We start from the raw sequence: 13,477 nt of genomic DNA on the forward strand, positions 1-13,477 counted from the left end.
CCTGCAGGCCTTCGACATCGCCTTCGACGGCCGACTCTCCGTCGGCCGCCGCTAACTCACACCACCCGAGTTACACCGTTGGCTGGACAGACCCGATCCACTGGGAAGGAGGTGAACGCACGTTGTTCGTCGAAGAGCTGCCCGGTCTGCAGGCAGTGGTAGAGCTGCCCGAGCAGCCGGTTGAACAGGTGTCGTTGGGCCTGGGCATGCCAGTCCCCGGCCTCGCGTCGGCGGCGGTAGTGTGCATTGGCTCCGGGCGAGCTGGTCAGCGAGGCGAAGGCCCAGAGGAATCCGGCGGTGATCAGCCGGTCGTTCTTGATGAAGCGGCGACCGACGAACTTCTTCTTTCCCGAGGCCCTGGTGATGGGGGCCGAGCCGGCGTATGCCTTCAGCGCGCGGGCGTCAGCGAAGCGGTCGTGGTCATCTCCCATTTCGGCGAGCACCCGGGCACCGAGCTGGACGCCGAGGCCGGGGAAGCTGAGCAGCACGTCAGCGTCCGGGTGCTTGCGAAAAGACTCCTCTACCGCCTCAGCGAGCTCGTCGGCCGCCCGGCAGGCGGCGTCAACTGGACAACGAGTGCGGCCAGTGGATGTCCCATGGCGTCCTCGATGGCCTGCGGGTGACGGGCATAGTCGCCGCGGAAGACCTCCCGCAGGCGCCTGGCCTCGGCCTCGATACCGCGGACGCGGCCGGCGCGCCGCAGCGCGGCCTGGAGTTGCGCGAGCGAGAGCTTCGCCGCGCGGGCCGGGGTGGGTGCTGCGGCCAGGACGGCACGGGACTCGGGCCGGGCGAGGCCGTGCTGCTTGCCCTGGAAGGCGTCCAGGGCGGCCGGGTAGAACGTCTTCAGCAGCGAGCGGACCTGGTTGACCAGCTGCTGGCGGTGCCAGACGGCGTCCTGCTGGGCGCGGGCGAGCACGGTGATGGCGCGGGCCAGGTCGCTGTCCTGGGGCAGAGGCCGGTGGGCGTGTATATCGGCGCGCAGGATGTTCGCCAGGACCAGGGCGTCGCCGGGGTCGGACTTCTTGCGGCTGACGCCGTGCCGGTCTCGGTAGCAGGCGGCGGACAGCGGGTTGACCGCGTAGATCCGCCTGTTGCCGGTGCGCAGGGCCGCGACCAGCAGGCCATGGCTGGTCTCGATCGCCACCGGTATCGGCTTCTCGGGGGTGTCGCCGTGCTCGACAAGCATGTCCAGCAGCAACCGGTAGCCGGCCGCGTCGTCGGTGATGCGCCGCTTGGCCAGATGGGTGCCGGTGTCGTCGATCAGGGCGACGTCATGGTGGCGTTCGGCCCAGTCGATCCCGCAGTACACGTTCAATCCGTACTCCTTGCCCTGTTCATTTGTGCGGGTGACAAGCCTGTGTGGGTCACGCGGCGACCTAATTCCAGGACTCTCGGGTCCGCCATCTCACTAGCCGTTCGTGACGCCAGCGCGCCGCGGGGGCCTCTGTCTCGGGCAGAGCTCGAAGGCTCAGGAGGAAACGGGAGGTCACCCTGCGGCGGGCTCGCACCACGACGATCAACGTGCGGGTGGCCGGGATGGGTTTCACGGTGGCCCGAAGGCGCCGGAGGCAACCGCTCTTTCATGAGGCCTCAGCGGGCCGGGAGCAGCCAGGAGTCCATCCGGCACCCACGCTGCCACCGCGAACCGCATCCACACCAGTCACTCCAGCAGTCCTACTCGGGGCTGACCTGGAACCACCTACTCACGAATTAGAGAGCTGGGCAGGGCGACCCCTCAGAAGGGTGTTGCCCTGCCCGGTTCGTAGGTCATTTCGTCACGTCAGGGCATCGACGTGGGGGACCTGATTGAGTTCTGCAACGAGGTCGCGGTAACGGCGAAGTCCCTGCGCACCGTCCTCCTCAGCCGCCGGGTCGGGCTCGGTCACGAACCGCACCTGGGAGGCCAGCGACTGGGCCAAGTCCCGCGCGGCCTGTGCCGTCTCGGCCGTCACCACCACATACCCGGCCCGGTCCAGCGACCAGCGGACCCGCGGGATGAGCTGGCCCACCTCGAAGTTGAGGTGGAACTCGACGACACCGGCGTGGGCGCGCGCCTCGTCGGCGCCCTCGATGGCGACCAGTCGGCCGGGCTCGGCCTCGAAGAAGACGACGGCCGCACCGCCGTTTGCCGCGGGACGCTCGGTGAGCGGCTGGAACAGACCAGTGGCCCAGGCGAGGCCGGCCTCCTCCAGGTCGATGCCGTGGACGGCGTGCGTCATGGTGTTGATCCGGTCGCCCCCGCGCCGGTTGTGGCTCTCGACCACCCGGGGCCCGGCCGACGTGAGCTTCAGCTCGGTGTGCGACAGACCGTTGCGGAGACCGACCGCGTCCAGGAAGTCGGACACCGTGCGGCACACCTCCTCCTCCAGGGAGGGGTCCAGCTGGGCGGGAATGGCGTGTCCGAACTCGACGAACCCCGTTCCGGTGATCTTGTCCGCGATGGCGATCGGCACATGACGGCCGTCGAAGGAGAGAGCGTCCACGCTGATCTCCGGGCCCTCGAGGTACTCCTCCAGCAGGAACTGCTTCAGGTCGAGCCCACTCAGCGTGGCGTACGCGGACTCGGCCGCCTCGGCGCTGTCGATCTTGTGGATGCCGATGCTCGCGGAACCGCCCAGCGGCTTGGCGATCAACGGGTAGCCATGGGCCGCACCGAACTCCCTGATCTCGGCCAGGCTCGACGCGACGGCCGCCCGCACGGCGCCGACGCCGCGCTCCGCGGTGTGGCGGCGCATGCGCCACTTGTCGGTCAGCAGCGCCACCGTCTCGGAGGAGACACCGTCCAGGCCCAGCGCGTCGTCGAGCAGGGCGGCGGTGATGACGCCCTCCTCCTGAACGGTCAGCACGGCCGTGAACGGCGTACGGTCGTGCAGCGCGCGCACGGAGTCCACCAGTTCCCGCGGGTCGGACTGGTGCCGGAGCACCAGGCACACCTCGTCCTGCACGGCGTCGGCGGGGAGCTTGCGGAACTCCTCGGGGCTGTACACGCAGACCACGTCCAGCTTCAGCCGCCTGGCCCGCTGGAGCATCGGCGGTTTGGGCGAGACGAGACAGACACGCGGGTTCATGGTCGTTCCTTCGTATGGTCGGGGCGCGTCAGACGCCGGGCGAGGGCCACGGCGTCCTGGGCCAGTGCCGTGGTCGTGTCGAAGACGGGGAGGTTCTCGGCCTGGTGACCGAGCACCAGGGGGAGTTCGGTGCATGCTGCGACGATCATGCCCGCTCCCGCCCCAGCGACGCTTCTGACCGCTGGGGCCAGTGCCTGCGCGGCGACCTGCAGCTTGCCGGCCTTGATCAGCCGCACGGCCCGCATCACGGACCGTTGCTGCAGCAGCGGCGGGGGGACGACCGCGTCGATGCCCTGCTCGCGCAGACCCTCCTGGTACAGGCCCGCCACCAGCGTGCCGGTGGTGGCCAGGAGCCCCACCCGGGAGACCGAGGGCGCGGCCGTGCGCAGCCGGCGCACACTGGCGTCGATCATGCTGAGGATGGGGACCGCCGAGGCCCGCCGCAGGTCCGGGAGGAAGGCGTGCGCGGTGCTGCAGGGCATGGCGATGAGCGCGGCCCCCGCCGACTGGAGCAGGTGCACCCCTTCGAGCAGGCGGGGGAGCGGGCTGGGCCCGGCCGACAGGATGGCGTCGGTCCGGTCCGGCACCGAGGCGTCGGACCACACCAGCGTCCGCAGATGTTCCTGGTCGCTGACGGCGGGCGTCTCCCGTACCAGCTTGGCGAAGAAGTCCGCCGTGGCGGCCGGCCCCATGCCACCGAGCACACCGACGATGCCGGGGGCCGCCGCGGGTGCGGGCGTCGCGGTCCGGTATCCGGAGGTGACCGCGCTCACCGCGCCGACCGCCCGTTCACGGCGAGCGCGTCGTCCTTGAGGAGGGCCCAGGGCACGAGGCCGCCGAGCAGCACGACCACACCCACCAGCAGCCACACCGGAGTGCCCCGGTCCACGAGCGGTCCCACGACCAGCAGCGGCCCGACGAGGTCCTGACCCACCCGGCCCAGGTTGTAGAAGGACAGGTACCGTCCGAGCGACTCCTTCGGGGCGAGTTCGAAGGACAGTGGCGTACTCGCGATGAACAGGCTCTCGCCGGCCGTGTGGGCGAGCATGGCGACCACGAGGATCGCCAGCGCCACCCAGGCGTCGCCCACCGCCCCGGCCCCGGCGTAGGCGAGACACGCGGCGCAGACGGCGACACCGCCCAGCGCTGACGCGCGCAGGGCGGCGGAGAAGTCGGCGAACATCCGGTTCACCGGTACCTGGGCCGCCATGGCAAGCGCGCCGTTGAGGGCGAGCAGCGCGGTGAGGCTCCACTTGGGAGAGCTGGTGGCGTGGACGATCCACAGGGGCAGCACCAGGGACAGGATCGTGTTGTGCGTCTGGGCCACGCCGTTGACGACCGTGATGGCCACGTACCGGCGGTCGCGCAACGGGGAGGTCCCGCCACGGCGTTTCTTGTCCTCTCCGGCGGCGTCGGGCTCCGCTTTCGGGACGTGCAGCCGGGCCACGAGGAGCGCGGCGACGATGAAGGACGCGGCGTTGATCCCGATTCCCACCAGGTACAGCGCGCTGGAGCCGGTGACGACGGGCAGCGTGGCGGCCAGCGACCCGAGCACGATCGCCCCGTTGCGCGCCGAGAACACGGTGCCCAGGATCGTCGCCCGGTCCTTGGCCTCGAACAGCCGGCCCATCAGGGCCTGGTTGATGGCAGGGCTGGCCCGGTCCGCCGTGGTCACCACGCAGGCGAGCACCACGAAGAGCCAGTACTGCTCGGCGAGCAGATACAGCCCGTAGCCCACGGCCCGTACACCGAACAGCACGATGAGGCCCCTCTGCGGCCCGACCCGGTCCGCGAGGGCGCCGATGCGGGGGCCCAGGAAGAATGCGCAGAGACTGCCCAGGGAGATCGCCAGGCCGACGGCGGAGACGCTGAACCCACGGACGGTGGTGAAGAACAGGACCGACGTCGCCGTGAAGATGCCGGTGCCGAAGGAGTCGGCGGTCACACTCGCCAGCAGCAGTCGGGTCTCACGCCGTTGCAGCATCAGCACATCGCGCAGACGCGCCCACCGGTCGAGGTCAGTGCTCACGCTCGGCGACCTCACGTCCGGGGCCGCGGTCACCGGCGAGCGCGGCGATCAGCGGGATCACCGCCGGGATCCGCTCGCTGGGCACGCCGAAGTCGACCAGGCAGGCGATGTCGTCGACACCCGCCGCCGCTACCCGGTCGGCCATCTCCCGGCAGGTGTCCGGGGAGCCGATCAGGGAGCCGTCTCGCAGATAGCGCTCGTACGTGGCGTCCAGCAACTCGTCGAGGAGGTCCTCGGGGATCTCGTCATCGGGCAGGACATGCCCGCCGCTGATGGTGCCGCCGCCCTGGGCGGCCCGGAGTTCCAGCTTCACGGCGGAGCGCAGATAGCCGCGGAACGGTGCGCGGCTGCGGGCCTCGGCGGCCTCCGGGTCGGCGTCCAGGTGGGTGTGCAGCATCAGGGAGACCGTCCCGGTGGCCGGATCGAAGCCGGCGTCCGCGCGGGACTTGCGGTAGAGGGCCACTTTCTCGGCGAGCTGGTCCAGGTTCTGGCCGATCAGGTGGGTCAGCACGTTGAGGCCGCGCGCCCCGGCGTCCTGGAAGGTCCGCGGGTTGCCCGACGAGGTGATCCAGATCGGCAGCTCTGGCTGGACGGGCCTGGGGTGCAGGCGTGCCGCGAAGGGCTGCCCGGTGCCGTTGGGGAGCTCGATGTCCTCTCCCCGCCACAGGGCGCGCACCGTGTCGATCTGCTCCAGCATGACCTGGTGCCGTGACTCGTAGGCGTCGGGGGCCAGCACGAAGTCGTTGGCGTTCCAGCCGGAGCCGAAGGAGACCGCCGCACGGCCGGACGACCAGTTGTCGACGACGGACCAGTCCTCGGCGATGCGAACGGTGTGGTGCAGCGGCGAGATGAGGCTGCCGGCCCGCAGCTGGATGCGTTCGGTCGCGGTGGCCAGCGCGGCGCTGGTGAGCGCCGGGTTGGGGAACACGCTGCCGAACTGGTCGAAGTGCCGCTCGGGAGTCCACACCGCGTCCAGGCCGTGTACGTCGGCCAGACGGCTGGTCTCCAGCACCGTCCGGCAGGTCTCCTGCGGGGCCGCCTCGCCGGAGGCGAAGAACATGACGCTGAAGCGCAAGGGGACTCTCCTGTCTTTCGGCGGGGTTGGTCAGACCGCGGCGGGCACGACCCGGGTCGCGGACCAGCCGTGGATGTGGCCGTGGACCGGGTGACTCGGGACGTTCTCGCCGCACTCCAGGCGGGCCGGGGCCCCGGCGACGAGCGCGTCCGTGCCGTCGCCCCCCTCCGGCCAGCGGATCTCGACGGTGTTGCGTCCGCGGCGCAGGAGGTCCGGGGTCACGGTGAACTCCCGGCTCGTCCACGCCGGGCCCACCTCGGCCGTGCCCACCGTGTGGCCGTTCACGGCGACCGACACCGGCGCGACCGGTACCTCGGCAGGCAGCCGCCAGGTCACTTCGAGGACGAGCGGGGCCGGTTCGTCGACGACCAGGGTGGAGCGGGTGCGGGGGGAGCTCGCCCGCAGGTACGCCACCCTCGGTCCGACACCGGCATCGCGGCGCTCGTTGAACGTGGTCGCCAGGCTCGCGTCGGCCAGCAGATCGGTGCTGCCGGAGTGTTCGGCGACCAGTAGGTCCTCGTAGCGCCGGCGCGCCGGGACGCCCCTGCTCTCAAGGGCGTCGAGCATGACCTCGCGCAGCCCGTGGTCCGCCAGCTTGCCGTTGAGCCGGCCGTCGCCGACCACCATGTAGCGCCGGAACGCCGGGTCCTGGGTGGAGCGCTCGTAGGAGGAGCACATCCAGTTCGGGGCGATCCTCGTCTGGTAGTCGAGGTAATCCTCGAAGCGGTCGGCGACGGAGGCGTCGGCGTCGAGCGCCCGGGTCAGGTGGTGCCGCAGTACGTCCTCGGGCTGGCCGTAGTGCGCGTTGTGCACGGCGGCGAGGAAATGGGCCAGGGCGAGCCGGTCGGCGGCGGCCCGGACCGGTACGCCGCCGGTGTCCGGCCGCTCGGGCAGCTGCAGGGCGGTACCGAGGGCCTCCGCCACGGCCAGGGCCGTGGTGCGCAGTCCGTCGAAGGTGAGATGGCAGTAGTCGAGGAAGTACCGGCGGCCCGGTGCACCGGCGTCGCTCCCCTGGAACAGGGCCGCCTGGTCGACCAGGTGGAAGCCGGCCTCGCCGGCCTTGCGGCGCATCACCTCCTGCACGGAGGCCAGGGTGCGCGGCGAGTGGATAGCGAAGGGGCTGACCACCGCGTCCTTGGCCGCCCGGAGCGCGGTGAGCGCCTCGTCGGGCGAGGCCGCGCAGCGTGCCGCCAGGCGGTGGGAGACAGGGCTGGAGCCGCCGTCGAGGGCGGTCATCTCGGCGACGAGCGTGCGGGCGGCGGCGAGGTCGCCGCTCCGCAGGGCCCGCTCGGCCTCGTCCCGGGCGCTTTGCCAGCGCCGCATCCGTCCGGTGGGCAGAGCGGGGCAGTCGAGGATCGGCTCGTCCGTCCAGTCGCCCAGGTTGAACTCCGGGACGACCAGGACGACGGGGACCCCGCCCGCCAGTTCGCGCAGCAGGTCCAGCGCGCTCGCGGCGACCTCGGTGACGAGCTCCCGGAAGGACGCCGCGGCCGCGGGGAAGCCGCCCTCTTCGAGCAGCAGGGCCAGTTCGTGGCGCTCCACGGGCGTCGGGTCGACGTTGTTCCAGTTGTTCCCGGCGTGCACCACGAGTGCGTCGGCGCCCAGGGCGAGCGCTTCGGCTGCCGTCGTGAGGAGTTCGGCCAGGGAGCAGTTGGTGCGGGCGAGGTCGAGGACGTCCACGCCGTCGAGGGCGCTGCCGACGAGGCCGGCCAGCGAGTACGCCGGGTCGAAGAAGTACCCGCGGGTCGCGGACTCCCCGAGCACGGCGATACGGCGATGTCCGGGGCGCAGGGGTATCTCCGGCAGGTCGGCCCAGTAGCGCCATTCGTCCCGGCGCCCGGTGTCGCGGCGCAACTGCCCGTCCGTCAGGCGCCACACGCCCACCCCGGCTCCCGACGGGGTGGGCGTGGTCAGCTCCGTCGAGCGCTCGACGGGCCGGCCCAGCAGCTGCATCCGGGCCAGGGCGAGGGTTCCCTCCGGCCCGGACAGGGTGCGGCTGAGTCGCTCGGTGATGCTGTGAGTCGGATCGGTCGGCGGCATCCGTTGTCCCCCTGGCGATGTGTATCCGGGCAGGGCTGCCCGGCGCCCGCCTGAGTTGCCGTCAGGCGGAGTGTGCGGGCAGATCGTAGAGGTCGAGGAGAAGGTTGAAGGTGAGTACGGTCATCAACAGGTCGGTCTCGAAGGGAACGTTGATGCGGAACCCGGGCGTGGCGTACTCGCGGACGAGCCCCTCCACGTGGTCCGGATCGAAGTAGCCGTCTGCCTCGATGCGTTCGCGGGACAGCAGGGCCTCGATCGCGGGGTCGTCCTGCCGGATCAGGTGCGGGCTGCCCGGCGCGGTGAAGCCGAACTTCTCGCGGTCCACGATCCGGCGCGGAATCCACTCCCGGGCGACCTGCTTGAGGAGGTATTTCTCCTCAAGACCCTTCAGCTTCAGCTCGGGCGGCACGGTCGCGAGGAACTCGACGAGTTCCCGGTCGAGGAAGGGATGGCGGGACTCCACCGAGTGGGCGAACACCATGCGGTCGCCGTGGTCGCCGAGCAGATGGTCCGCCAGCCGGAGTTTGAGGTCGAGGTAGGAACGGCGGTGCAGATCGTGCAGGCCGGTCAGGCGCTCACGGTCGACCAACGGGTGGCCGAGGCAGTCGATCTCGCCCTGCCGCTCACGCACCGGCGCCGAGTACAGCCGGGCCTTCGTGGCCCCGAACCCGGCGTCGTTGCGTTCGTAGAAGAAGTTCTCGTCCCCCCACAGGCTTTCGCGCATCCGGGCTTCCCGCAGGTCGGTGGCGCCGCCCGCGGCCTGGGTGCGCCGGACCTGGTCGAAGCGGTAGCCGATGTAGCCGCCGAACAGTTCGTCCGCGCCCTGCCCGGTGAGCACCACCTTGACGCCGGCGCGGTGCACGGCTTCGGACAGCGCGTGGGCGGCCGAGTTGAACGACTCTTTCAGCGGGCACTCGGTGTGCCGTACGACCGCGCGCAGCCGGGAGGCTATCTCCTCGCCGTGCACGAAGCGCTCGGTGTGGCCGGTGTCGAGGACACCGCTCATCAGCCGCTGGTAGTCGCTCTCGGAGAGCTCCCGCTCGGGGAACGCCGCCGCGAACGACTGGATGTCGGCGTCCGGCATCAGATGCCGCATGATCGCGCCGACCAGGGAGGAGTCCAGGCCGCCGCTCAGGTACAGGCCGACCTCCACGTCGGACTGCAGACGCTTCTCGACGGAACGGACCAGCAGGTCCTCGACCCGGCGGACGTAGTACCCCTCGTCGTGACGTTCGACCTCCGCGTCGGTGCGCGGGTAGGCGAGGTCCCAGTACGTCCAGACCTTGGGCCGGTCGCCGGGGCGGAACTCGACGGCGGTGCCGGGCGGCACGCTGTGGACGCCCTCGAACATGGTGCGCGGGCTCACCAGACCGGGCAGGGTGAACACCTGGTCCAGGCCGACGAGATCGACGCGGCGCGGCACCGCGGGGTGCTCCAGCATGGCCTTGATCTCGGAGCCGAAGACCAACTCGCCGCCCTGGTGGGCGTAGAACAACGGCGTGACGCCGAAGTGGTCGCGGGCGCCGATGAAGAGCTGTTCGCGGTGGTCGTAGAGAACGACCGCGAACTGCCCGTCGAGCCGGCTGGCGAAGTCGCGGCCGAACTCCTCGTAGAGGTGCGGGATCACCTCGGTGTCGCAGCGTGTGCGCAGGGTGTGGCCCCGGCTGACGAGGAGGTCACGCAGTTCGCGGTAGTTGTAGATCTCGCCGGTCGTCATGGCGACGATCTGCCGGCTCTCGTCGTACATCGGCTGGTCGCCGGCTTCGAGGTCGTTGATCGCCAGCCGGGTGAACGCGAAGGCCACCCTTTCGTCGACATGGAATCCGGTGGAGTCCGGTCCCCGGTGCCGGATGGCCGCGCTCATGGCGTCGAGTGTTCCGCGCGCCGCCCGGGGATCGTGTCGTGGCCCGACGAAGCCCGCGAGTCCACACACCGTCAACACCCTTTCCAGAGTCGGTACGGCATTTCGTCATCACGTCAACATCCGCCCTGGTGCAACAGGTTGCCGGGGCGGGACTGAGGCAGATTACATCACCAGTTGATCAACGCAAGGAAAGATTCCTTGACCAAATATGAATCTTCCTAAAGAGCGTCTGATGTGCCACAGTCCCCTCTCGTGCATCGCTGGGGCGATCTTGTTCGACCCGCCGGCAGGGTATTCACGAGGGGGGCAACACCGTGTCTGGTACCGGTCCGGAGTCGTTGGGTGCGGCGCTGGTCGAGCAGTTCCGCCGGACACCCGACGCGCGAGCGGTCTGCGACGACCGGCAGGTCCTGACGTACCGCGAACTCGACGTCCGCTCGGCTGCCCTGGCCGAGGCGCTCGTGGCGGCGGGGGTGGGGCCCGACCGGATCGTGGCGCTCCAGCTGGAGCGCTCCGTGGACCTGGCCGTGGCTATCGTCGGGGTCGTGCGGGCGGGCGGGGCTTGGCTGCCGCTGTCCACCACGGACCCGGACCGGCGGATCCTCGCTCTGCTGCGCGACGCCGCGCCCGCGGCGGTCGTGGCCGAGGAGTCGTCCCGGCTGTGGTCCCTCGCCGACGACGGCGTGCCGCGGCTGACTCCCCGCGCACACGCCGGGCCCGGCCAGGCGCCGTCGATCGACTCGGCCGCGCCGCACCACCTGGCCTACGTGCTCTACACGTCCGGCTCCACGGGCCGTCCCAAGGGCGTGATGATCGAGCACGCCGCTATCGTCAACCGCCTGCGCTGGATGCAGGATCGTTTCGGTATCGGACCCGGTGACGTGGTCGCACAGAAGACGCCGTACACCTTCGACGTCTCGGTGTGGGAGTTCATCTGGCCCCTGATGACCGGAGCGGAACTGGCCTTCGCCGCTCCCGACGGACACCGGGACCCCGGTTATCTGGCACGGTTCCTGACGGAGCGCCGGGTGACCGTCACGCACTTCGTGCCGAGCATGCTCACGGAGTTTCTGCGCCGGGTGCGGCCCGGGGACTGCCCAAGGCTGCGCTCGGTGATGGTGAGCGGCGAGGCGCTCGGCCCGTCCCTCGCCCGGCGGTTCTTCGAGCGGCTGCCCCACGCCGAGCTCCACAACCTCTACGGCCCCACCGAGGCCGCCGTCGACGTCACCCACTGGCAGTGCGCCTCGGACGCCTCGCCCACCGCACCGGTCCCCATCGGCCACCCCATCACCGGCATCGAGCTGCTCGTCGTCGGCGAGGACGGCACCGAGGTGCCGGAGGGCGAGGTCGGTGAGCTGTGCATCGCCGGCGTGGGCATCGCCCGCGGCTACCTCAACCTGCCCGAGATCACGGCCGAGCGCTTCGTGCCCCACCCGGCCGTCCCGACCCGGCGCATGTACCGCACCGGCGACCTGGCCAGCCGGCGTGCCGACGGGGCGTACCTCTACCACGGCCGCAACGACCGTCAGGTGAAGATCTGCGGCGTCCGCATCGAGCTGGGCGAGGTGGAAGCCGCCCTGCAGTCGCTGCCCTGTGTGGAGGAGTGCGTCGTGGTGACGCGTGTCGACGCCGCCGGCGTCGCACGCCTGCACGCCTTCGCCGTCCTGGTCCCCGGCGTGCCGTGGTCCGGATGGCGTGACGAGCTGCTGGGCGTCCTGCCGGCCGGCTCGATACCGGCCGGCCTCACACCCGTGGACGAGATGCCGAAGACCGCGCACGGCAAGGCCGACGCGGCGGCACTGCGCGCGATCCTGGCGGAGCAGTCCGACCGGAGCGGGCAGCCCGCCGGCGCCGACTCGCTCGAACGTCTGTGGGCCGGCGTGCTCGGCACCACCGAGCCGCACTTCTTGCGCGCGGGCGGCACGTCACTGCACGCCGTCCGGCTGCTCGCCGACGCCGCCGAGGAGTTCGGCCGCACCGTCGCCCTGGCCGACTTCTTCGCGGAACCGACCCTCGACCGGCTGCGCGCCCTGCTCGCCGCCGCAGACCCGGGCACGGACACGGACGCGGTGCCGTCGCGGATACCGCGCGAGGGTGAGCTGCCGCTCAACCGCTACCAGGAACGCCTGTGGTTCCTCCAGGAGTTGGAGCCCGAGAGCACCGCGATGAGCGCCCCCACCGCGTTCCGGATCACCGGGGTGAGCGCCGAGCGGGTGTCGGAAGGCTTCGCCGCTCTGGTGCGGCGGCACGAGGTGCTGCGGACGACGTTCCGCTCCGTGGACGGTGAGCCGCGGTCCGTCGTCGGCGCCCAGCCCCCGGCCCTGGAGTGGACGGACGGGACGGGCCTGACGGCGGATCACGCGACCGTGCGCCGATGGGTGACGCAGACGGCGTACGAGCCGTTCGACCTCGCCGCCGGACCACCGCTGCGGGCCCACGCGGTCGGCTTCGGCCCGGCCGACCACCTGCTCGTCATGGTCACCCATCAGATCATCGCGGACGGCTGGACCTGGTCGCTGCTGACCGACGAGCTGAGCCGACTGCTGACGGAACCGGACCAGGGGCACGAGGACGAACGGCGGTTGCAGATCGTCGACCATGCGGCCTGGCAGCGCACGCAGGAGACCCGCCCGGAGCACCGGGCGGCCGTCGAGGAATCGCTGCGGTACTGGCGCACCGTACTGGCGAACACGCCGGACGGGCTCGACCTGCCGGTCGACGAGCCGCGCGGCCCTTCCCTCAGCGTGCCCGCCGACAGCGTCGCGCTGCGCTGGTCGCCGGACTTCCCCGCCCGGCTGAAGTGGCTGTGCCGCGAGCACGGCATCACCGAGTTCATGGCCCTGCTCGCCGGCTACACGGCATGGCTGGCCCGGCTCTCCGGCCAGGAGACCGTCGTCGTCGGCACTCCCATGGCGAACCGGACGCCGCCCTGGGTCGCCGACCTGGCCGGCTACTTCGTCACGACCGTCCCGCAGCCTCTGGAGATCGACGAGGATGCGACCATCGCCCAGGTGCTGGACCGCGCCCGGACCTCCGTCGTGGCGGGCCAGCGGCACTCGGTGGTGCCCATCGAGCGCATCGTCGCCGAGGTCGGAGCGGCCCGGACCGCCGACCGGCTGCCCCTGTTCCAGAATCTGTTCGTCTTCCAGAACATGCCGGCGTGGCAACGGCAGGCCGACGGCGTCACCGTGCGCGTCCACCAGTTCCCGCCCCGGCACACCCACTACGACCTCAAGTTCGAGGTCTTCCCGCTCACCGAGGGCTACGAGGCACGTCTCGTGTACGCCCGGGGCCGTATCTCGGCCGAGCGCGCCGCGCTCATGGCCCGCCAGCTCGCCTCCTTCGTCGAGGCCGCGGTGGACAAGCCCGACGCATACGTCGACGAGATAGCCCTCTGACCG

7 protein-coding genes and 1 pseudogene are annotated in these 13,477 nt (G+C 71.1%); 1 reads left to right on the forward strand and 7 read right to left on the reverse strand.

Annotation, left to right across the window (positions count from 1 at the left end):
• Positions 1-56: 56 nt before the first annotated feature.
• From ACFW6P_RS29690 to asnB, 7 genes and pseudogenes are all read right to left on the reverse strand, one after another.
• Positions 57-1,315 (reverse strand): annotated as a pseudogene (locus tag ACFW6P_RS29690) (IS110 family transposase).
• Positions 1,316-1,775: 460 nt separating this feature from the next.
• Positions 1,776-3,068 carry an ATP-grasp domain-containing protein gene (locus tag ACFW6P_RS29695; protein ID WP_386359395.1) on the reverse strand — a complete coding sequence of 431 codons (1,293 nt, stop codon included), beginning with the start codon at positions 3,066-3,068 and terminating at the stop codon, positions 1,776-1,778.
• A complete protein-coding gene (locus ACFW6P_RS29700) occupies positions 3,065-3,841 on the reverse strand; it encodes an aspartate/glutamate racemase family protein (RefSeq protein WP_386359396.1) in 777 nt (258 codons plus the stop codon). Before ACFW6P_RS29700 ends, ACFW6P_RS29695 begins: the two co-directional genes overlap by 4 nt.
• Positions 3,838-5,097, reverse strand: a complete 1,260-nt coding sequence (locus ACFW6P_RS29705; protein WP_386359397.1) for an MFS transporter — start codon at positions 5,095-5,097, stop codon at positions 3,838-3,840. Before ACFW6P_RS29705 ends, ACFW6P_RS29700 begins: the two co-directional genes overlap by 4 nt.
• Entirely contained in the window at positions 5,087-6,172 is a 1,086-nt protein-coding gene (locus tag ACFW6P_RS29710; RefSeq protein ID WP_386359398.1) for a MupA/Atu3671 family FMN-dependent luciferase-like monooxygenase, read from the reverse strand. The genes ACFW6P_RS29705 and ACFW6P_RS29710 overlap by 11 nt, the downstream gene beginning before the upstream one ends.
• A gap of 30 nt (positions 6,173-6,202) precedes the next feature.
• Positions 6,203-8,212 (reverse strand): hypothetical protein, encoded by a 2,010-nt coding sequence (locus tag ACFW6P_RS29715; protein WP_386359399.1) that lies wholly within the window; start codon positions 8,210-8,212, stop codon positions 6,203-6,205.
• A 61-nt stretch (positions 8,213-8,273) separates the two neighbouring features.
• Positions 8,274-10,154: an asparagine synthase (glutamine-hydrolyzing) gene (asnB, locus tag ACFW6P_RS29720; protein ID WP_386359400.1), complete on the reverse strand. Its 1,881-nt coding sequence runs from the start codon at positions 10,152-10,154 to the stop codon at positions 8,274-8,276.
• A 236-nt stretch (positions 10,155-10,390) separates the two neighbouring features.
• Here asnB and ACFW6P_RS29725 point away from each other — a divergent pair, with 236 nt between their 5' ends.
• Positions 10,391-13,474: an amino acid adenylation domain-containing protein gene (locus ACFW6P_RS29725; RefSeq protein ID WP_386359401.1), complete on the forward strand. Its 3,084-nt coding sequence runs from the start codon at positions 10,391-10,393 to the stop codon at positions 13,472-13,474.
• The last annotated feature ends 3 nt before the right edge of the window (positions 13,475-13,477 follow it).

The organism is Streptomyces sp. NPDC058741, assembly GCF_042746715.1.
GTDB lineage: Bacteria > Actinomycetota > Actinomycetes > Streptomycetales > Streptomycetaceae > Streptomyces.

What these genes read in the sequence shown, in the direction of transcription:
- ACFW6P_RS29695 (WP_386359395.1), bottom strand. Translation starts at nt 3,068, where the DNA reads ATGAACCCGCGTGTCTGTCTCGTCTCGCCCAAACCGCCGATGCTCCAG.
- ACFW6P_RS29715 (WP_386359399.1), bottom strand. Translation starts at nt 8,212, where the DNA reads ATGCCGCCGACCGATCCGACTCACAGCATCACCGAGCGACTCAGCCGC.